This window comes from Boudabousia tangfeifanii (assembly GCF_001856685.1).
In the GTDB taxonomy this organism is placed as follows: Bacteria; Actinomycetota; Actinomycetes; order Actinomycetales; family Actinomycetaceae; genus Boudabousia; species Boudabousia tangfeifanii.
Window position 1 is genome coordinate 2,154,394 of record NZ_CP017812.1, and the last position, 20,088, is coordinate 2,174,481.

13 protein-coding genes are annotated in these 20,088 nt (G+C 56.1%); 6 read left to right on the top strand and 7 right to left on the bottom strand.

Annotated features, from left to right (window positions below; all coding sequences use genetic code 11):
* Positions 1-53: 53 nt before the first annotated feature.
* On the top strand, positions 54-2,606 hold the full coding sequence (locus BK816_RS08810) for an HAD-IC family P-type ATPase (RefSeq protein ID WP_071164820.1): 2,553 nt from the start codon (positions 54-56) through the stop codon (positions 2,604-2,606).
* Here BK816_RS08810 and BK816_RS08815 read toward each other — a convergent pair.
* Genes BK816_RS08815 through BK816_RS08825 form a run of 3 tightly spaced genes read right to left on the bottom strand, consistent with a single transcriptional unit; the run spans position 2,583 to position 4,947 of the window.
* Entirely contained in the window at positions 2,583-3,536 is a 954-nt protein-coding gene (locus BK816_RS08815) for an alpha/beta hydrolase (protein ID WP_156982032.1), read from the bottom strand. The genes BK816_RS08810 and BK816_RS08815 overlap by 24 nt on opposite strands.
* Positions 3,533-4,237: a DUF998 domain-containing protein gene (locus tag BK816_RS08820; protein ID WP_071164822.1), complete on the bottom strand. Its 705-nt coding sequence runs from the start codon at positions 4,235-4,237 to the stop codon at positions 3,533-3,535. The genes BK816_RS08815 and BK816_RS08820 overlap by 4 nt, the downstream gene beginning before the upstream one ends.
* Positions 4,198-4,947, bottom strand: coding sequence for a VTT domain-containing protein (locus BK816_RS08825; RefSeq protein ID WP_236842328.1), 750 nt, complete (start codon positions 4,945-4,947; stop codon positions 4,198-4,200). Before BK816_RS08825 ends, BK816_RS08820 begins: the two co-directional genes overlap by 40 nt.
* A gap of 60 nt (positions 4,948-5,007) precedes the next feature.
* Between BK816_RS08825 and BK816_RS08830 the strand changes: the two genes are divergently transcribed.
* From BK816_RS08830 to BK816_RS08850, 5 genes are all read left to right on the top strand, one after another.
* Positions 5,008-7,782: a lysylphosphatidylglycerol synthase transmembrane domain-containing protein gene (locus tag BK816_RS08830; protein WP_071164824.1), complete on the top strand. Its 2,775-nt coding sequence runs from the start codon at positions 5,008-5,010 to the stop codon at positions 7,780-7,782.
* On the top strand, positions 7,779-8,264 hold the full coding sequence (locus BK816_RS08835) for a fluoride efflux transporter FluC (protein ID WP_071164825.1): 486 nt from the start codon (positions 7,779-7,781) through the stop codon (positions 8,262-8,264). The genes BK816_RS08830 and BK816_RS08835 overlap by 4 nt, the downstream gene beginning before the upstream one ends.
* Complete coding sequence (locus tag BK816_RS08840; protein WP_071164826.1) at positions 8,257-8,646, top strand: fluoride efflux transporter FluC; 390 nt, start codon at positions 8,257-8,259, stop codon at positions 8,644-8,646. Before BK816_RS08835 ends, BK816_RS08840 begins: the two co-directional genes overlap by 8 nt.
* Before the next feature lie 156 nt (positions 8,647-8,802).
* On the top strand, positions 8,803-9,645 hold the full coding sequence (locus tag BK816_RS08845; protein WP_071164827.1) for a DsbA family protein: 843 nt from the start codon (positions 8,803-8,805) through the stop codon (positions 9,643-9,645).
* A 56-nt stretch (positions 9,646-9,701) separates the two neighbouring features.
* Entirely contained in the window at positions 9,702-10,736 is a 1,035-nt protein-coding gene (locus BK816_RS08850) for a cytochrome c biogenesis CcdA family protein (RefSeq protein WP_071164828.1), read from the top strand.
* Positions 10,737-10,944: 208 nt separating this feature from the next.
* Here the strand turns inward: BK816_RS08850 and BK816_RS08855 are convergent, their stop codons facing one another.
* From BK816_RS08855 to BK816_RS08870, 4 genes are all read right to left on the bottom strand, one after another.
* Positions 10,945-12,573 (bottom strand): cryptochrome/photolyase family protein, encoded by a 1,629-nt coding sequence (locus BK816_RS08855; protein ID WP_071164829.1) that lies wholly within the window; start codon positions 12,571-12,573, stop codon positions 10,945-10,947.
* A gap of 109 nt (positions 12,574-12,682) precedes the next feature.
* Positions 12,683-13,465 carry a copper homeostasis protein CutC gene (locus BK816_RS08860; protein WP_071164830.1) on the bottom strand — a complete coding sequence of 261 codons (783 nt, stop codon included), beginning with the start codon at positions 13,463-13,465 and terminating at the stop codon, positions 12,683-12,685.
* Between the two features lie 28 nt (positions 13,466-13,493).
* Positions 13,494-15,704: a S9 family peptidase gene (locus tag BK816_RS08865; protein ID WP_071164831.1), complete on the bottom strand. Its 2,211-nt coding sequence runs from the start codon at positions 15,702-15,704 to the stop codon at positions 13,494-13,496.
* Positions 15,705-15,794: 90 nt separating this feature from the next.
* Entirely contained in the window at positions 15,795-19,988 is a 4,194-nt protein-coding gene (locus BK816_RS08870; RefSeq protein ID WP_071164832.1) for a class C sortase, read from the bottom strand.
* Positions 19,989-20,088 lie beyond the last annotated feature (100 nt).

Here is a 20,088-nt window from a genome sequence, read left to right on the forward strand (position 1 = left end):
TCCTATTTTTTGGTTTTGATCCCTTTGTGGGGTTTTGGGGAAAGTAGTTTTTGATGGCTAAAGCAGCTGAGTCTTTTCAGGCTCGCATTATTGTGGCCCTTGTTTTCGGCATTCCGGTTTCTTTGATTTCGATGATTCCGGCTCTGCAATTTTCGCACTGGCAGTGGGTGGTAGCTTTCTTGTCGCTACCGGTGGTGGTGTGGGCGGCAGCTCCCTTCCATCTGGGTGCGGCTAAAGCGCTTCGTTATGGTTCTTTCACCATGGACACGCTGGTGTCGATGGGCGTGCTGGCAGCTTCGCTTTGGTCTTGGTTCGTGCTGTTGTTCGGCAATGACTCTCAGCATGTTTATTTTGATGGGGCGACCATGGTGGTGGCCTTCTTGTTGATTGGTCGTCTGGCGGAGGCCCGCGCCAAGAGCACTGCGGGTTCGGCTTTGCGCGCGCTGCTCGATATGGGTGCGAAGCAGGCTACTTTGCTGACCGAGGACGCTTCAGGCCAGCAGGTCGAAACGGTAATTCCTGCCGCCGACTTGAAGGTGGGCGATGTTTTTAAGGTTCGTCCAGGTGAAAAGTTGGCCACTGATGGTCAGATCCTTGCCGGCTATTCTTCGATTGATGAGTCTTTGCTGACGGGTGAGCCGGTCCCGGTGGAGGTTGCTCCGGGCGACCAGGTTACGGGTGCCACCATTAATGGCGAAGGTGTTTTGCAGGTGCGGGCCACCCGAGTGGGTGCGGATACGACTTTGGCTCAGATTGGTCAGATGGTGGCGAAAGCGCAGGCTGGTAAAGCACCGGTGCAGCGTTTGGCCGACAAGGTCGCATCCATTTTTGTTCCGGCGGTTCTAACTTTGAGTGTTTTGACTTTTGCCGGCTGGATGATTGCTGGTTATGGTTCAAATGTGGCTTTTACTGCCGCTGTTTCGGTGCTAGTGGTGGCTTGCCCTTGCGCGTTGGGTTTGGCTACTCCGATGGCACTTTTGGTGGGTTCGTCACGTGCTGCCCAGATGGGAATTTTGCTGAAGGGCCCGCAGGTGCTAGAAACTACCCGCCAGATTGACACCATGTTGCTAGATAAAACTGGCACTATCACGGTTGGTAAGTTGTCGGTAATGGCTGAGGGGATGCGTTTGGACCCGGCCTCGGGTCTAGATGAGAAGCAGGCTTGGTGTTTGCTAGCTAGCGCGGAAAGTAGCTCTGAGCATCCGGTGGCGAAAGCCGTGGTAGCTGCCGCTCAGGCTGATGGCGTCGAAGTTAGCACTCCGAAGCGTTTTTGGAACGTGCCGGGTCGCGGCGTGATTGCTTTGCACCCAAATGATCAGCAACAGGTAGTGATTGTGGGTCGTCCTCAGTGGGTGGCACAGTTGGCTGGGACTGATCACGAAACTGGTCAGGAACTGGTTTTGCCAGAGTTTGAACAGTTAACCCTTTCGCAGGGCGCCACTTTATTGCGTGGTGCGACTGCCACTTTAACCCCCGATTTTTGGTCTGCCGAGGGCGGGGCAACCCAGGCAGCCAACGGCGATGCTGCTCAGTCCTTAACGGCTGTTTCAAAATCTTCGACCCTTTCGGTCGACGATGGCCAGCAGACTGCCGAGGAGCTTTCTGCAGAAACTGCCCAGCAGCTGGCTCCGCCGGCAAAGCTGGCAGTACAGCTAGCCATTAGTGGCATGAGTTGTGCGGCTTGTGTGCGCCGAGTGGAACGACGGTTGGGCAAACTGGATGGGGTTAGCGCGGAAGTTAACTTGGCAACCGAATCGGCTATGATCGAGGCCCCTGAGGGCACTGATCCGCAGTCGCTGGTGGAGGCAGTGAAGCAGGCCGGTTATGACGCGACTTTGACTTCTGTTTCCGACTCATCCACTGCGGCGTCCTCGGATAGCCAGACTAAGGCAGATAGCGTCAACTTGGACAACTCCCCTATGGGTGAGTCTGTGACCGGCACGGAGGATTCTCAAGCTACTGGTGCCAGCGAGTCCGATTTGGCGACTAACTTGCCGACCCGTTCTGCGGACCAGGTCTTGACGGCTTTGAGCCAGGTTACCGAATTCGCTTCGGTGGCCTTGTCCGATACGGTGAAGCCTTCAAGTGCAAAGGCGATTGCTGAGCTGAAGGATCAGGGCATTACCCCGGTTTTGCTCACTGGCGACAACTTGCAGGCCGCCCAACATGTGGCTGCCCAAGTGGGCATCGACCAGGTTATCGCTGGAGTGCTTCCAGCCCAAAAGCAGGAGGAAGTTAATAAGCTCCAGCAGGCAGGCAAGACCGTGGCGATGGTCGGCGATGGCGTAAACGATGCGGCAGCTCTGGCCCAGGCGGGCACCCAGGGTCTTGGTTTTGCCATGGGCTCGGGCACCGACGTGGCGATCGAAGCTGCAGACATTACCTTGGTGCGTTCAGATTTATTGGCCGCCCCGGCTGCAATTCGAGTTTCTCGCGCTACCTTGCGCAACATTAAGGAAAATCTGGCGTGGGCTTTCGGTTATAACCTGATCGCTTTGCCACTGGCAGTCAGCGGTTTAATGAACCCAATGATTGCGGGGGCTTGCATGGCCTTCTCGTCAGTGGCGGTAGTTTTGAACGCACTACGATTGCGTCGAGTTAGTTAGCCGCACTAGCCGGTGTAGTAACCAACCTAAATGCTCACCCCGGGTCCACATCACCATATGATCTGATTTGATCACCTGCACAATGTGGGTTTTCCCGGGGTTGAGTGCCATTCGGCGACTTTGTAGCGCCACCCACCAGCGTTGTAACGCACTCGAAAGGTGAGTGCGTCCGGGGGCAACTACCACCCAGACTGGCATGGTAAGGGGATGGGTCGACACCATGTCTTGTACTTTCGAAACCCATGATTGTTCTTGGGTAATCTCCCCTAGCGCCTGCCACATGCCGTTGGGGTGCTGGTAGTATTGCAAAACTTTTTGGATGGTTTCGGGGTCCTCCCCGCGAATCTGGCAAACTCGTTTCATTACGATCTTGCCGAGGGCGATTGCCGCTTTCGGTGGCAACTGGGTGGCCCAGCGAGCCAAGAGGCTGGGCCCAACCGTTTTGAACTGGGCTGGACTGCGCGGCGGCTTGCCATTTAGGCCGATTGGGGAAGAACCGTCAATCAAAACTAGTTGGGCCACCAGTTCAGGGTGAAGTCGTGCCAATCCTTCGACCAGTATCGCGCCTACAGAATGTCCCACAAGGATAACTGGCTTGCCTTGGCCGGCTGCTTCGACGTGGCGACGCACGTGCATCAGTTCAGCTTCCCAAGGTCCCATGACTGCGCCGCGCCATTTTTCGGGGATCGGCCATGGTTTCGGGATGCATTTGCCGCAGAGGGGAACTCGTTCCACGAAGGTGATTTGGGGAAGATCGCTGGGTTTATGACCGCTTTGTTCCTCGGTGTTGAGTTTTTGGCCGTAAGCGTCCTCGGTAAGCAAATCGGTGATGCTCACCCCATAGATTTGGGCGATCGCGCGCAGAGTTGGCTCCCATTCTGGGCGGTGTACGGTTAAACCGCCTACCAGCACGATCGGTGTGGACATCATTGCACCCTTCGATAATCGGGCCCGCTGATTTGGCCGGCCCACAAGAGTAGGTTCGCTGCCCAGAATAGAATGGCGGGCTGTTGCCAGGCTCCGACGGGAGCATTTGGGATGATGGCGGCAATAGCGACGGCAGCATTGATCCCGACGCCGACTAGCGCCACAGCCCTTCTCCCGGGGAGTTCTTTTCGATCCCAAGCAGTGACTGCTAATGCCCACAATATCGCGATTTGCGCCAAGCTGGAAGTGATTTCGTGAACTGTGTCGGTAAAGGGTCGGGAAAGGTCAAAAAGGGTGGCGCTGCAACCGACCTCCAATTGGGGGCTGCAGCTCATAGGGAACAGGCAGTCGAGGATAGTGAAAATCCCAAAAAAGATTAGGGCGAGGCCACGTCTCCGCACTGCCCGGCGGGAAATGGACCAGATGATAAATCCGGCCACTAGTGAGCTAAGACCAGCTTGAAAGTCGAGGACCCGGAAAATTCCTGAGTGTGGACGCGAGAGGGCCGAAAGTTCGGACATGAAGGCTTGCTTATTGGCCATGATTTGCCAGTCAAAAATCCAGCCAGCAAGCCAACCACAGTAGCTAATGGCCGCAATAACTAGGGCTACTGCCGCAACTTTTCGGGCCCCACGGTAGCGCCCTAACGGATAGGGGTAGTCGCTTATTTGACGCGCTTTTTGGCTGCTCGTTCTTGCCGCCATGTTTTCAACTTTTGGGTAAAGACGGGGGTGGCTTTAATCAAGAGTGGCAGGATCGAAATCAGCACGATGATGATGGCGAGGATGTCCACGTTTTCACGAATGAAGGTGATTGATCCCAGTTGCGAGCCGAGGAAGGTGACACCCATGCCCCAAAGGAAGGCACCGGTGATATCCCAGCGGAGGAAGTGGGTGTACTTGTAACCGGCAATGCCTGCCGCTAGTGGCACATAGGTGCGCACGAGGGGGACGAAACGCGCAAGGATTAGCGCTGGCCCGCCGTGCTTTTCAAAGAATCCTTCGGCAGCTTCTAGGTATTCCGTTTTGAGGATTTTAGCGTCTGGCGAGAAGAGTCTGCGCCCAAATTTGTAGCCGAGGAAGTAACCTACTTGGTCTCCACAAAAAGCGGAGAGGAAGATGAGGAACATCAACAGCCAAAGGTTTAGTCCCAGCTGCGAGTGTAGTAGACCGGCGGTGAAAATCAGAGAGTCGCCAGGCAGGAAGGGGAAAAGCACACCCGATTCGATGAAGACGATCAGGCAGGTGATGGCTAATACCCACGGGCCGAGGGCGATCAGCATTTCGTCAACATTGCGGAAGTAGTAAACAATGTCGCCGAAAAAGCTCCCGGGCATGAGGTTGGGAGCAAGGGTCGTCCATGCGGTGAAAATCTGGTTTATCATCGCCTCTACTTTAGCGAAAATACCTGTCATTTAGAGCTTAAACGCGGAAAATGTGGGAGGCGGCATTTAATCTAGCCTAAACTGGTCTGTATGAGCCGAGCCGATTCTCCCGTGGAGCAACCCGAGTTGTTGCCCCTTTTGGCTCCATCCAACCCTGTGTTGGTGGTAGACGCTCCCCTGTCCCCGGTTCATCGTCCCGATAATCTTTGGTGGTCGGCACTTGATGTGGTGGGGATTTTTTTGGTTTTATGGGCGGCTCGTTGGGGTGATGGGTCGGCCGCTACGATGGCTCGCGAAGCCTTCTTTGCCTCTCTGCCAGATAGTAGTCCTAAGCTAGCTTTTCCTTCAGTCCTCATCGAGACTCTGGTATTCCTCTTGGTCACCTTGTTGCTGATGGTGCCTTTGGTTTGGCGTCGTCGTTGGTCTTTGCTGGCCGAGGGCGCTGCCGCCCTCGTTTTTGGCATTGTGCTGGTGGGGGTGTTTACTGAACTTTTGCCGTTGATTGCTCCGGCTTCTTGGTCTGCGTTGGTATTTACCCGTTTGGGTGAGGCGCAAGTTCCGGTGAACTTTGTGGTGGCGGCTCTGGTGGCTTTTTTGGCGGCCTTAAGTGGTCGTATTTCGGGTCGTCTTGAGCGCTGGTCTTGGCTCGGTTTAGCCGTGGCTGGTTTGTTCCCCGTTTTAAGTGGCGTCATGGGCTTCCCGGGAGCCATTTTGTCTTTCGTTTTGGGACATCTTTCGGCACGGTTGACTCGCTTTTTGGTGGGCGCCGATACCGCTCAAGCTTCTGGTGTCGACTTGGTGGAGGCAATTGTCCGTGCCGGCATTAATCCCGTGCGCGTCGTGCGCTCTGCCCCTAATTTTTCTCCTGAGAAAGAGCACTCTTTCGCTCCCAAGGTCAACTTGGTAAACTACTCTGGCAGTTCCAGAGTGGTTAGAAATTGGTTGAAAACTTGGAAATGCCCGTGGGGTCGTAAACGATTGAGCGCCCCTTTTGATTGGGAAGTTTATTTGGTTACCACCCCAGCCCAATCGCACGAGTCCTCCCTAGCTAAAATGATTTCTCATCAAGCAGAGACTTTGCTTGCTGACCCTGATTTCCTAGATCCTAGGCAGATTCTGCGTCCCACTTTGGTGCGGGTCAATCCTGATTTGAAAGAAGTTGCGAACCCCACTCACCTGTTACAGTTGGCCGCCCAAATGCCGCCCGTTTCTTTAACTGGCCGCACTGGCCGTAACTATTTTGTTTGGGATGCTTCTGGCCGCACTTATTCTTTGACCGTGCTCGATCCTTTGCAGCGGCTTTGGACTTTGCTGTTGGATTTTTTGAAAGATTTGCGTTTCCGCGGTTTGGATCGTGCTTCGGCAACTTCGGTACGCGGTGCTCTTGAGCGTGGAGCTTTAGCGCAAATGTTGGCAGCTAAAGCTCAGGTCGGCATGTGCGAGTTCACGGCTATCAGTCAAACCGAGGACTCTTTGGTGGTGCTTTCGCAAGTGACTGAGTCTTTGCGTCCTTGGTCGCAGATCCCTTCCGAAGATTTTTCTGATGCCATGTTGTTGGATGCGTGGGAGCAGCTTTTGCGAGCTCACCGGGTGGGTTTGGCCCATCACGGGATTGATGCGCAGGCTTTGGCTTTTAACCCATCAGGTCAGGCTCGCTTGGGGGTTTGGCGCGATGCCGAGACTTCCGCCAATGAGCTTGGCCAGTTGGTCGATCTGGCGCAAATGTTGACTTTGCAGGCTTTGAAAGTTGGCGCCCCTCGCGCGGTGAGTCTTGCCGAGTCCGTCCTCGGCAAGCAACTTTTGACTCGGGTGGAGAAGGTGTTGCAGCCGGTGGCACTTTCGAAGTCGTTGCGAGCCGAAGCGAAGGCGGCGGGGATTTTGCCGCAGCTACAGAAGTGTTTATCTTCCGAGGACGAGTTGGACGATACGGCACAGGTCGAGTTGCGTTCTTACTCCCCCAAGACGGTACTTTCTACCATTTTGGCGCTAGTGGTAGTGGTGGTCGTTTTTGGCTCTCTCAGTTTCGACCAAGTCGCGGCGGCCATGACCGGGGCGAATCCTTGGTGGCTGTTAGCAGCTTTTGGTTTCTCCTTACTAATGTTTATTGGCTCGGCCATCCCCTTGCAAGCTTTTGTTCCCGAAAAACTTGGTTTAGGTGAGAGCACTTTGGTGCAGGTGGCCGGTTCCGTGGTGGCCTTGGTAGCACCTGCGGGGATTGGTCCGGCGGCACTGAATCTTCGTTTCTTGTCGCGTAAAAAGGTGCCAACTCGGGTGGCTGTGGCGACGGTTGCCCTGATTCAGGTGGAGCAGTTCGTGGTGACGATTGTGCTCCTAGTTTTGGTGACTTTGTTGACGGGTCAGCAGGGTGCTCTGGTGATGCCTTCGGCGAATGTGCTGTGGGGTGGCGGCCTGATCCTGATTGCGCTTTTGGGTCTGACCTTTATTGGTCCGGTGCGAGGCTGGTTGTGGGAAAAAATTAAGCCAACTTGGGAGCAGATTTGGCCGCGTCTTCTTTGGTTGGGTTCTCATCCTGGCCGGGTAGCTTACGGGGTTTTCGGTTCAGTGTTGATTACCGTGGCAGCGGTAGCTTCTTTCGGTTCGGCTTTGGCTGCTTTTGGCTACAGTTTGGATCCGGCATTGTTGGCTATCACTTATTTGGTTTCTAATTCGGCGGGCGCTTTGATTCCCACTCCTGGTGGGGTTGGCCCGGTGGAAGCAGCTTTGAGTTTAGGTTTGCGTGCTGCGGGGATTCCGGCCTCGGTGGCAGTTTCTACCGCCTTGTTGTTCCGTCTGGTAACTTTCTGGGCACGTTTACCTTTGGGTTGGCTGGCTCTTAAATTCTTACAGAAACGAGGCACTTTATGAGTTCGATAGATCCGACTGCTAAGCCTGCCCCGCAGGCCGAGGGCGGTGGGGTAACTCCCGAGCGAGCTAGGTGGGCTGCTTCGGCTAGCTGGCCAGATTGGTTGCTAATTTTCCTTGGTGGTTTCTTAGGTTCAACGTTGCGTTACTTGACGGATTTGGTGTCAATTTCTTGGGCTCCGGCTTTGGGCATTAGCGTGCCATCTACCTGGATGTTGTTTCTGGTGAATGTGATTGGCGCTTTCATTTTGGGTTGGCTTTCGGGCCGAGAAGTAAGTAGTTCGGCGAAGTTGTTGTTTGGCACGGGCATGTGCGGGGCGTTTACCACTTATGGTTCTTTGATGTTGCTTCCGGTCAATAGTTATTTGGTGGGCTGGGAAGTAATGGCTTGGTCCCTGCTGTGGGCGGCGATTATTTTGGCTTTGGGCTTGGCCGCGGCGGCGGCTGGTTGGAAGCTGGGAGCCAGGAGGACCAAGCATGCTTAAGGTTTTGTTGATTACTGCGATCTTTGGTGGTTTTGGGGCGATTGCTCGTCATTATCATTCTGCTGGCATTGAGCAGCGTGCTCGTCAGCGCAATCAGTTGCTCGGCCCGGTGGGTCATGGCACGCTTGGGGTCAATCTGATTGGCTCATTTTTAGCTGGGTTGGTTTTAGGATTTCCGTTGATGCCGATGACGATAAAGCTAATGTTGCTTTCGTTCCTGTCTGGTTATACGACTTTTTCCACCGCCATGGTGGATGTGGTGAAGGCTTGGTCGATGGGTGAACGTTCGCTCGCTTTGCGCTACGTTTATTTGATGCCTCTGCTTTGTTTGTTGGCGGTGGCTTTTGGGTTCTTCCTGCCAATAATTTTCCTTGCTTTTTAAGAGTTATTCACTTCTTTCAGTTTTATTCCCGCTTTATTCCCGCCCACGCCGTGGGCGAAACCCGGTTGGGACTTTCTGCCCCGCCCGTTAGACTTAAACCGTATATCCTCGGGTTTTTCTACCCGTTTGTTGATTCTTGATTCGAAAGTTGGATTAATGGCCGCAAAACGTAATGTTTCCCAGGGTCCTGCCCTGAAGACTGCTGACCAGACTGCGACCGGAGGTAACCCAAAGTGGCTAGTGCCGCTATTGGTTGCCCTTGTTTTGGTTTTGGTTGCTGTGGTTTCTTTTATGATGGGCAAGTCAGTGGGCGCTCGTTCGGCCACTAATGCTCCTGCCACGGTGGAAGCTTCGGCTCCAGCCCAGGATGGTAAGAGCGCTGATCAGGCTCAGCAGCCTACTAAGGCCGAGCCGATTACTGATCCTAAGACTTTGGAATTTGTGAAGGGTTTGCCTCGTCGTGAGGCTAATGATCCTCGCGCTTTGGGCCCAGTTGATGCCCCAGTTGTGATGACTATGTGGGAAGACTTTGCTTGCCCCATGTGTACTCGTTTCGAATTGACTTCCTTCCCAGAGATTAAGAAGTTGGCTGAGGAAGGAAAGATCCGTATCGAATGGCGCGATCTTTCTATCTTCACCCAGCCTCACCACTCTGATTTGGCTGCGATTGGTTCGCGTGCTGCCGCTAAGCAGGGTAAGTTCTGGGATTTCGTGCGTACTGCTTATGAAGAGGCTGGCCATGGCCACCCTGATTACACTGACGATTTGGTCAAGCAGATTGCCCAGAAGGCTGGCGTGCCAGATATGGCCCAGTTTGAGAAGGATTACAAGGATCCAACTCTGAAGCAGGCAGTTGATGCGGAGACTCAGGAAGCTCAGCGTATCGGCATTGGTGGCACCCCAGCTTTCGTGGTGGGCGATGCTTTCATCGGTGGCGCTTACCCGACTGATTTCTTCTTGAACACGATTAATGATCGCTTGGCTGCTGCTAAGAAGTAGTAGTTGCCTAGTTTTCTGTTCGTTTCGTTTCTTTTTCTAACAAAGCAGGTTTAGTTTTGGATTTGACGTTTGCGGGCGCCTATTTTGGCGGCTGGTTGACCCTTTTTGCCCCTTGTGCGGCTTTGATGTTGCCTGGTTTCTTTGCTTTTGCGACGGCTTCTCGTCGTGATTTGTTGGCCAAGACTGGCATTTTCACGCTGGGTATTTTGGTGGCTTTGGCTCCTTTGGGGTTCTTGGCTGGTTCTTTGGGTTCTTTGTTGCGCACCTACCAGTCTCGGATTTCTTTGGTGTTGGGTTTGCTGATCGCCGTTTTGGGTATTTGGCAGGCTTTTAGTTTACCGTTCCCTCATTTCTCGCGGAAGGCTAAGCCGGGTGCTTCGGTTGGTACTGTGGGCGCTGGGGCGGCTAAGGGTGTGACTTTGGGTCAGTCGGCTCGGGCGGCTTCTTTGCCTGCCGAGGGCGGCTTGGCGGTTGCTTCTCATCCTGGCGAGGCGAAGGCTGGTGGCGTTAGTGCTGCTCGCTTGTCAGCTAATGCTCCGGCAGCAAAGCCGGCCGCTGATAACAGTGGGATGAATGCGATTAAGGCCACCTCGCAGGGTGCGAATCCTTTGGCCACTTTCGGTTTGGGTGCTGGTTATGCGCTCGCTGGCGTGGGTTGTTCTGGTCCAATTTTGGGCGCTATGTTGGCTTTGGCCGGTTTGGGTGGTAGCCCAGTCCGGGGCGGCTTTATGATGCTCTTCTATGGTTTGGGCATGGCTACCCCGGTGGTTATTTTGGCCTTTATTTGGGACTACTTGCAGTCGACTCATCCGGGTTGGTTGAAGCCGACTCCAATGAAGGTTTTGGGTCGTTGGACTACCCGCGGCGCGTTCTTCTCAGGCATTTTGTTCGTGATCCTTGGTTTGCTTTTGGCTTTCACCGGCGGTTCGAACCATTTGCCTTCGTTGATGACTGCTGACACCCAGGTGGAGCTGGAGAGTAGCTTGTCGGCTGCTTTCACGGCTGTTCCAAACTGGTTGTTCGTCTTGTTGCTAGTGGCGATTGTGGCTTTGATTGTGGTTTGGCGCCGTGGTCGTAAGCAGGCTAGCTAGTTAGCTTTTTGTCTTTGGGTGGGAGTCAGTTTTCTGGCTCCCACCTTTTTTAATGTTTTGATTCCAGACCGGTGGCGCTTTTGGCATTTGCTTGGCGTTCCACCTGTCACACCGGCACGTCAACTGCCCGGTGGCGCTTCTCGTTTTTTATCAGCCTGTTTTCTGCAGTAGCACCTACTGCACCTACGGGCGAACTGCCAATCGTCGCCTAGTCGTTTCTGGCGTGGTAGCGGCGGAGTGCTTCTTCGCGGGCGGTTTTGTGGTCAACGATGGGTTCTGGGTAGTCTGCCTGCCCTGGTTTTTCGTGTAGTTTTTTGGCTGTTTTGGCGTCAAGTTCTTTGAGCCAGATGGTTTTTCCAGCTTTGAGCGGCCTCGGGTAGGCAACTTTGTGGGGCTTATTTTCTGGTATTTCTAGCCCGGGTAGGGTTTTGCTTTCGCTTTCGTTTTCGCTTCGTTCTAGCAGGCTTTGCAGGGCTGGATTCCAGGCACGAATGTAGATGGCTTCAGGGTCGAATTTGGCGCCTTGCAGGTAGGGGTTGAAGACCCGGAAGTAGGGTGAGGCGTCGGTGCCGGTACCGGCGGTCCATTGCCAGCCGTGTTGGTTGGAGGCAAATTCGGCGTCCACTAGGTGGTGGAGGAAGAATTTGGCTCCCCATTGCCAGGGCAGTAGGAGGTGTTTGGTCAGGAAGGAGGCGACGACCATGCGGGCTCGGTTGTGCATCCAACCGCTTTCGACGAGCTGGTGCATGGCAGCGTCTACGACTGGGTATCCGGTTTGGCCTTGGCACCATTTTTCGAATTTTTCTTGGTCATCATCCCAGTCGAAGCGGGCGAAGCCGGGGTTAACGTTTTCCCAGGCGGAGTCTGGCTGACAGTATAGGAAGTCACCGTAGAACTCTCGCCATGCAATTTCGGTGGCGTATCGTTCGCTGGCTTTTTCGGGTAGGTCCGCTTGCGCTAGTTCAGCGAGGATGGTGCGTGGGTGGATGGTGCCGTAAGCGAGCTGGGTGGAAAGGCGACTGGTGCCGTCTCGATCCATCCGGTCGCGGTCGGTATCGTAGTTGACTCCGGCGGGACCGGTGAGAAATTCTTCGAGTCGCACTTTGGCTTGTTTTTCTCCGATGTGGGTGGTCCACACTTCGGGCACAGCCCCAGTGCACTTGTCTAGGTTGACTGTTTGCGATTCGAAGCCGCTGATTTCGCTAGGGTCTTTGAGGATCGCAGTTACTTTTAACCCTCCTGCCGGGACCTGGTCTATATCGACGGTTTTGGCGATAGATCTGCCAATTTTTGCTTCTATTTTGCCGTTTCGAACCTTGGTGGGCATGGGGCCTGGGTGTGGTAGGGCGAACCAGCGTTTGGAGAAGGCGGTGAAGACTTTGTAGTTGCCACCGTCTTGGGTGGTGATGGTTCCGGGTGGAATCAGGTAGGGGTCGCCCGTGCGCACGAGGGGCAGGTTTTGTTGGTCGAGGGCGTCCTCGACCCGCTCATAGAGGTCTTGCGCGTATGGGGTGTAGTCGTCGGTGACGTGGACCGAGTTGGCTCCGATAGTTTTGGCGAGCCGGCTGATGGCGGTGACGGGGTCTTCCCAGAGGACCAAAAGGCGCCCATCTAGTGTCCGGTTGAGTTCTTGTAGGCCGTTGATGAGGGCGTGGTAGCGCCAGCGTCCGTGCAGGTGACATTGCGCGGGGTCGAAGATAAAAACGGGTAGCACTTCGGCTTGTTCGTTTTGACCGTTTGGGGTGCTGCCGTGTTGGGCCCAGGTTGCGGCGGCGGCGAGGGCGGGGTGGTCGCCCGTGCGCAGGTCTCGACGAAACCAGAGGATGCTGGTGCTCATGTGGTCCTTTTACTGTGCGGGTTTGGTGGTGGCACTTTAGGTGCTACGGGTTTTGGTGACAGCGCGATCAAGCTTTAATCTCTTTAATCTGCGCTCTGGCGCGTTGTCTTTAGCCAGCTAGTTTGCCTGCGAATCCAGCGACGATTTCTGGGTTGGTAGTGGTCCATCCGTGGCTGGTTTCGCGCATGGGACTGCCGTAGGAGTTTTGTTTGCCGTTTTCTTCTGGGGTCCAGGGGGCTCGTAGATGGTATTGGGTGAAGCCAGCTTCGAGGAGCCCGCCGTCCCATTTTTCGGGGCGTAGTCCGCCTGAGGCGAGGACGCCGAGGCCGTATTTTTCACCGCGCTGAGCTAGTTTGATCATGCCTTCGGTGGAGTAGCCTTGGCCTTCATCGGCGGGGGCTACGCCTTTGCCGGTGGTGAGGATGAGGTTGACTCCGGCTTCTCCGAGGGCGTCGATTGCTTCTTCCCAGTTGGGGACGGAGTCGATGGCTCGGTGGAAGGTGAGGAGGCGATCGCCGGCTGCTTCCCGGATTTGTTTGCAGGCGGCGGCATTGACGGTCAGGTCTGGGTTGAGGGTGCCGAAAACGAATCCGATTTGGATGTCGTGGGTTGGTGTGAGGTGTCTGAAGGCCTCAATTTCGGTGCAGATTAGGTCGATTTCGCGTTGGGAGTGGACGAAATCTCCGCCGCGTGGTCGCACCATGATTTGTAGGTCTGCGTTCACGAGGGTGCGCGAGAGTAGGGCGACTTCAGCAAGGGCGGGGGTGGTGCCGCCGACGTTGAGGTCTTCACAGTATTCGATGCGGTTGGCTCCGGCGTCTGCGGCGGCGTAGGCGCCGGCTAGGTCGTCAACGCAAACTTCGAGGGCGATGCCTGCTTGGTTGGTTTTCATGGTGTTTCCTTTGGTTTGGGTTGGCGGTTTAGTTTTCGTTGGGGGTGACGGTTAGTTCGGTGGCTTCGATTTGTCCGAGGAGGAAGCTGAATACTTGGGCGTATTCTTCCCAGCGTCCTTCACGGCCACTCTTGCCGGCGTGGCCGGCGACCATTTCGCAGTGGTAGAGCAGCGGGCGCTCGGTGGGATTGTTGGTGGTGGCTTCGCGTAGTCGTTGGATCCATTTGAGTGGTTCGACGTAGAACACGCGGGTGTCGTTCAGTGAGGTGGTGGCGAGGATAGCGGGGTATTGCACGCCCTCGGCAACGTTCTCGTAGGGACTGTATGAGCGCATGTACTGGTAGACGTCAGCGTTTTCGAGCGGGTTACCCCATTCGTCCCACTCCCCTACGGTTAGGGGCAGTTCTGGGCGCAAGATGGTGTTCAGAGCGTCAACAAATGGAACCATAGCAGCGATGGCTCGGAAGGTTTGTGGCGCAAGGTTAGCGACGGCACCCATGAGGAGTCCACCGGCTGACCCGCCGAGGGCGGCGAGGCGGTTTGCGGCGACTTGCCCGGAGGTGATCAGGTGTTGGGCACAGGCAATGAAGTCGGTGAAGGTGTTGCGCTTGAATTCCATGCGACCGTGTTCGTACCAAGCTCGTCCTTGTTCGCCGCCGCCGCGTGGGTGGGCGATGGCGTAGGTGACGCCGCGGTCTAGCAGCGATTGGATGTGGCTGGAGAAGGTGGGGTCGATGCTGATTTCGTAGGAGCCGTAGCCGTAGATGACGCCGGCGCCGGGTGCTTGTTGGTCGAGGTCGACGCGACGGATGACGGTGAGTGGGATTTTGGTGCCGTCTTCGGCGGTGGCCCACTGTCGTTCTTCGAGGTAGTCGTCGGGGTTGAAACCTGGGGTTTCGGTGGTTTTGCGCACCATGATGTTTTTGGCGTCGGTGGGATCAATTTCGAGGATGGTGGGCGCAGTTTTTAGGCTGGTGACGGCGTAGCGTAGGAGCGGGTTCCACCACCATCCGCCTGGTTGTGGGTAGACGGTCAGGGGGGCATCCTCGGCTACTCCTGGTGCGGTGAGTTGGCCTTCGACTACCCATTTGTGTTCTGGGTCGGGTAGCAGGTAGAGGCCGGCGGCACTGGCGTTGGAGCGTAGTTCTAGGGTGGCGTGGGTGGCGCAGGCGCTAATGGAGAGGAAGCGTTGACCTTCTACTGGTTTTAGTAGGCTTTGCCAGGCGCTGGGGCTGCCGGTGACGCCGGGTGCTGGGAGTGGGGCCCAGGCAAGTTCGCCTTCAATTTCGTTGAGGTTGTGGACGATTAGCAGGTGATCTCCGGCTGGTTCGACTTGGTATTCGACTCCTTTGTGTCGTCCTGCTACAGAGGTGGGCCTAGCTGGGGCGGTGCCACCTTGGGCGTGGGCGTCGATTAGCCAGGTTTCGCTGGTGTTGGTAGCTCCGGCGACCATTATGATCCAGTTGCCGTCACGGGAGGCTTCGATGCCGACGTTGAAGGTTTCGTCGTCTTCTTGGTAGATGAGTTCGTCGGTTTCGGCGGGCTGGCCGAGGCGGTGTAGCCAGACTTGGTGTGAGCGCCAGGCTTCGTCGGCGCGAACGTAGTAGAGGCAGTTTGAGGAGGCGGACCAGGCGACGCCGTAGACTACGTTTTCGATTTGGTCGACGATTTGTCCACTGACGGTGTCGAGCACGTATTGGGTAAAGCGTTCGTCGCCGGAGTGGTCGACGGCGTAGGTGTAGTAGCGGGCGTCGGGGGAAATTTCGTGGTTGGTGGTGCTGGTGAAGCTTTCCCCTTGGGCGAGGGCGTTGACGTCTACTAGTAGGTGGGCTTGAGTCCCGTCAGGCAACTCTGTGGGGTTGTCTGGGTTGACCTTTGGGGGCTCTTGGTAGTAGTTTTCTTGGTCCGCTGGGGTGCGCAGGTAGATGGGGTAGTCTTTGCCGGTTTGGACGACGGCGTAGTACCACCAGTTTCCGATTCGGGTGGGTACTGAGGTGTCGTCTAGCTTGGTGTGTGCCCGGTATTCGTCAACGAGGGTGTCTTGCAGGGTTTTGGTGGCAGCGAGGTTTTGTTCGGTCCACTGGTTTTCTGCTTCGATCAGGGAGATGACTTCGGGGTTTTCTTTGTCTCTGAGCCATTCCCACGGGTCAACGAAGGCGTGACCGTGGTGGGTGCGGTTTTCTGGTCGTTTTTCCGCTACAGGCGGCTGTGACATTGGGGTGCGCGAGTCATTTTCCATACCCTCAGTCTAGCGCGGTTGGGGCTGTCTGGATTGTTGGGCGCTGCCCTGTTCACCGCTAGCTAGAGGCTAGCTAGCGGTGTTTGGCGTCTATTGGTTTGCGCCGAGGTCGTCTGGGATTCCAGGCCGCTTTGGTGGGGCGGGAACGCTGAAGGTACGCACGTATGGTGGCGGGGTGTTGCTACTTGGTTGGGTACTTTCAGTTTCTTCGACTGGCTGGCTGTCTGCACTTTGCTCTGGGTTGCGGTTGATCCCGTAGGCGTTGGCGGCACTTGGGGCGCTTTCGCTGGCCGAGGTCGTTTCCCCGGTGGTTTGAGCGGTGGTGCTAGCCGATGGCATTGAGAGGCCGGTTGGCCAGGCGGTGCGCACGCGTGACGCTGCTTCTGGTGCTGGCGCTGCTGGCGTGGGTTCTGGTGCCGTTGGCGCTGCTGGTGCTTCGCTTTGAGCTGGCATTGCCGAGGTTGCGGCTGGTGCTTGGCTGTCGCTTGATGCACTGCTGGTGCGTGGCTGGGCTAGTTCGGCGCCGGTGGTTGGCTCGTAGCTGGCAGCGGCGGCGAATGGCGAGGGGCCACTGCCGTAGCGGGACGAGAAGGTGCCGACTGAGCCGTAGCGGTTGTAGCTGCGTGGTGCCGTTGGGCTGCTGGCAGTGGTTTCTGCTCGACCTTGGCCCGTGGTTGGGGTTGGGGTAGCAGGGGTTTCTGCTGCTGGTTGCGAGCTGGCTACGCTTGGGGTTGCTGGTGCGCTTTCGGTGGTGGCAGCGGCCTCGGCTTGTGCTTGGACGGCTGCTTCGGCCTCGGCGGCAGCTTTTTGAGCTTGGCGTACGTGCCATGGCACGTAGGTGTATTCGGGTAGCTCGGTGTCCGCAAATGGGTTTGCTGGCTTGGGCTCTGGCTTTGGTTCCGGCTGGGCTGGGGTCATGCTTTGGGCAATGGGGTGCCGTTGACGCCATGATCCGAGTGGGCTTTCTGCCGGGATGTCACTGCTGTAGCCCGAGTAGCTGGTGGCGGCAGGTGCAGCTGGGGTGGTCGCGGCTGGGGTTGCTTGTGGGGCAGCAGTTGGGGTTGCCGACTGTCTGCCATGGGTTGCATTAGCCCCGGTTTCACGAGTGTCTGCTTCGCGTGGTTTAGCGCTTTGGTTTTCGGATTCACCGAGTAGATCCACCATGTGGGTCGAGGTGTTGACCTTTTCAATGGAGTCTGTGCGGGTGCCTTCTGCTTCGAGGTACTGTGCTTCGGCTTCGTCGAGGGCGGATTCTTGCATTGCCGAGTGGTAACGCGAGATTGCCTGGGTAGCGGCGACGAAGCGCGAGTATGCGGTGTCCTCGGTTGGCTTGGAGGTTGGGATCGGGGCTGGATCGTCAGTGCGCTTAGCAGCGGAGGCAACTCCTAAACCGCTAGCTGCCACTGCGGCGGCGGTGCCTTCTTCTGTGCTTGTAATGGGAGCCGTACCTGTAGGCACGTTTGCCTCGGTGCTTTCGGCACCGGTAGTTTGGCTAGTGTAGCTACTACCGAAGAAGGAAGAACGATCGTATTCTTCTGCACTTTCGGTTTGGTTCGCAGTTTCAGTTCCAGTAGCGGTGTCGTTTCCAACTTCAGCTGTCTGGTATTGCGAGGCATCGGTGGCAGTTTCGGTAGTTGCTTCTGCAGACTGGTATTGAGCCTGATCATAACCAGCTTGGTCGTAGGCGGCCTGGTCGTAGCCTTCAACCGCGTATTCGCCCTGCTGGTAGTCACCTTCAGCATAGGTGTTTTGGTCATAGCCTGCGGCCGCGTATTCAGCTGCGGTGTATTCACCTTGCTGGTAGCCAGCCTGATCATAGGCAGCTTGGTCATAACCAGTCTGATCATAGGCGGCCTGGTCGTAAGCGGTCTGGTCGTAGCCTTCAACCGCGTATTCGCCCTGCTGGTAGTCACCTTCAACATAGGTGTTTTGGTCATAGCCTGCGGCCGCGTATTCAGCTGCGGTGTATTCACCCTGCTGATAACCAGCCTGATCGTAAGCGGCCTGATCGTAGCCGGCCTGGTCGTAACCTTCAACCGCGTACTCACCCTGCTGGTAATCACCTTCAGCATAGGCATACTGATCGTAACCAGCAGCAGCATAATCAGCCTCAGAGTACTCACCCTGCTGATAACCAGCCTGATCGTAAGCGGCCTGATCGTAGCCGGCCTGGTCGTAACCTTCAACCGCGTACTCACCCTGCTGGTAATCACCTTCAGCATAGGCATACTGATCGTAACCAGCAGCAGCATAATCAGCCTCAGAGTACTCACCCTGCTGATAACCAGCCTGATCGTAAGCGGCCTGGTCGTATGCAGTCTGGCCTTCTTGGCTTACAGTTGCTTGGGTCTCGTAGCTGTATTCTTGCTGAGACTCACTGTCGCTCGCAGTAGTTTGCCCGGCTTGAGTTTCCGCAGTTTGACTGTCTGCAACGTTGGCATTGTCGAGGTTTTCAGCTTGATCGCTGGTGGCCTCGTCCTTGCTTAGGCTGTCAGCCTGGGCTGTTTCGGAGCGAACGATGGTGTCGTCTTCGTATGGGTTGGCGTTGTAGCGCTTTGGTTCGTTTTCTTCTCGCTGGGCGAGTAGGTCGGTGGTGTAGCCAAGTCCTGCCGCACCGGCGAGCCCTGCGGCTGCTTCTGAGGTTTTGCTTTCAGCCAGGCTGGCGGCGGTGGTTGCGGCTGGGACAGTGGTTCCGAGTGGTTGACGACGAATGTTACCGGTGATGGTTGGGTCGGTAGTTTCGTGTAGTCGGGTGCGTCGGATGCTGCCGGTGGTTTCGGTGGCGGCGAGTTGACTGCCGAGGGCGATTCCGGCGGCACTGGTTTCGGTGCTTGGCTCGGTGGCAACGGCTGCTTCGGCGGCAGCGGTGGTGCTTGCTTCCGTGGTGTTTGCGTCCATGTTTGGAGCGCTTGCTTCGATGGCCGTGTCTTGCTTGCCTGCAGGCTGCCCTGCTTCAGGGCTTGGTGCAGCTGGCTGAGCTTGTTCTGCGGCTGCGTCGGTGGCGAAGGCAGCAAGATCTGTTTCGGCTGCGGCTGCATTTTGTGCGTTTGCTTTGCCTTCGGCGAGTTTGTCGAGGGCGATGGTTTCGGTGGCCGCGGTAGAGGTTCCGAGTCCTGGGCTTTGCGCAGCTTGTGCCAAGCCTTCTGGGGTGACGGAGCTGGGGTGCACTGGGGCGAAGATGGAGGTGCGCGATGGTACTTGTGGCGCTTGGGTTTCTTGGCCTAGGCCGGTGACGCCTGCTGAAGTGGTAGCACTTGGCTGCTGTGCTGAATCGTTTTCGTTTTCACTTGGCACAGCGGCGAGTGCGAGTGCCGGGTTGGCTGCGAGGGCAGCTTTTTCAGCTTCTTCTTCTTTGCGTCGGCGACGGTTGAGGAAGAATAGGCGGATAAGTAGGCCGAAGATGATGAGGCCGGCTACGACTGCGCCGACGAGGAGGACGATCATCCACCAGTCCCATGGGGCTACGATTTCGGCTTGTTTTTCGACGCTTTGGGCTTCTACGGGGTCGAGTGGGGCACGTTCACCGGTGACTAGGAGGCGGTGTGAGTTAACACCGTATGGGGTACAGGTAATGAGTGTGAGGAGGTCTTTGCCGTCGACTGGTTTAAGGCTCTTGGTTTGGGTTGGTAGGACGACGCGAATATTGTTGACCACGTATTTCATGTCGCGGCCTGACACGTTCATGTAGATGGCGTCGCCTTCTTTTACCTTGGTGAGGTTGTCGAAGAGGGTGGCGTTTGGTAGACCGGTGTGTCCGGTAAGAACGGCGTGGGTATTTTTACCGCCAATTGGAAGTGAGGAGCCGTAGAGGTGACCGACACCCATTTCGAGGGTGTGTGGTTCGGTACCGTGGTAGATGGGCAGATTAATTTGTGCGGATGGGACGCGCACTTGGCCCATTACTTTTTCGGTGTTTAGTTCTTTGAGGTATTCGCGGTAGTCGGGCGAGTCTGGGGCCACGTCGTCGATGAAGGGGTCCAGGATCAGGCCGGAGGCGAGGTCGTTATTGTATCGTTCTGCTTTTTCGAGTGATTTTTGCAGGACGTCACTGGAGGTGTCTTTGATTTTGACTGAGTATTCGTTCGCTAGTTTTTGTTGTTGGACGTTGTTGAAGCGTGTGGCGAATACTGGGTAGAGCAGGAGGGCGATGCCTACGAGGGCACCGATTAGTGGGAATAGGGCACTGACGTTGCGCTTACGGCGGCGTTTTGGTGCCTTGGTTTTGCGCGCTTTGCCGACGGGTTTGGTTTGTTCGTCGAGCTGTTGTTCAGTGGCGGTGCTCATTTGTCTCCTGCAGCTTTTTGGGTTAAATGCTGTTTGGGGGAGGGGAACGGTTAAGTTCCCCTCCCCCAAGAGCTTATGCTAGTCGACTGTTTTAGTCGAC

Bases quoted from the DNA above. Each gene is read 5' to 3' on its own strand.
- BK816_RS08810 (WP_071164820.1), top strand. From the start codon at position 54: ATGGCTAAAGCAGCTGAGTCTTTTCAGGCTCGCATTATTGTGGCCCTT.
- BK816_RS08815 (WP_156982032.1), bottom strand. From the start codon at position 3,536: ATGATGTCCACACCGATCGTGCTGGTAGGCGGTTTAACCGTACACCGC.
- BK816_RS08820 (WP_071164822.1), bottom strand. From the start codon at position 4,237: ATGGCGGCAAGAACGAGCAGCCAAAAAGCGCGTCAAATAAGCGACTAC.
- BK816_RS08825 (WP_236842328.1), bottom strand. From the start codon at position 4,947: ATGACAGGTATTTTCGCTAAAGTAGAGGCGATGATAAACCAGATTTTC.
- BK816_RS08830 (WP_071164824.1), top strand. From the start codon at position 5,008: ATGAGCCGAGCCGATTCTCCCGTGGAGCAACCCGAGTTGTTGCCCCTT.
- BK816_RS08835 (WP_071164825.1), top strand. From the start codon at position 7,779: ATGAGTTCGATAGATCCGACTGCTAAGCCTGCCCCGCAGGCCGAGGGC.
- BK816_RS08840 (WP_071164826.1), top strand. From the start codon at position 8,257: ATGCTTAAGGTTTTGTTGATTACTGCGATCTTTGGTGGTTTTGGGGCG.
- BK816_RS08845 (WP_071164827.1), top strand. From the start codon at position 8,803: ATGGCCGCAAAACGTAATGTTTCCCAGGGTCCTGCCCTGAAGACTGCT.
- BK816_RS08855 (WP_071164829.1), bottom strand. From the start codon at position 12,573: ATGAGCACCAGCATCCTCTGGTTTCGTCGAGACCTGCGCACGGGCGAC.
- BK816_RS08860 (WP_071164830.1), bottom strand. From the start codon at position 13,465: ATGAAAACCAACCAAGCAGGCATCGCCCTCGAAGTTTGCGTTGACGAC.
- BK816_RS08865 (WP_071164831.1), bottom strand. From the start codon at position 15,704: ATGGAAAATGACTCGCGCACCCCAATGTCACAGCCGCCTGTAGCGGAA.
- BK816_RS08870 (WP_071164832.1), bottom strand. From the start codon at position 19,988: ATGAGCACCGCCACTGAACAACAGCTCGACGAACAAACCAAACCCGTC.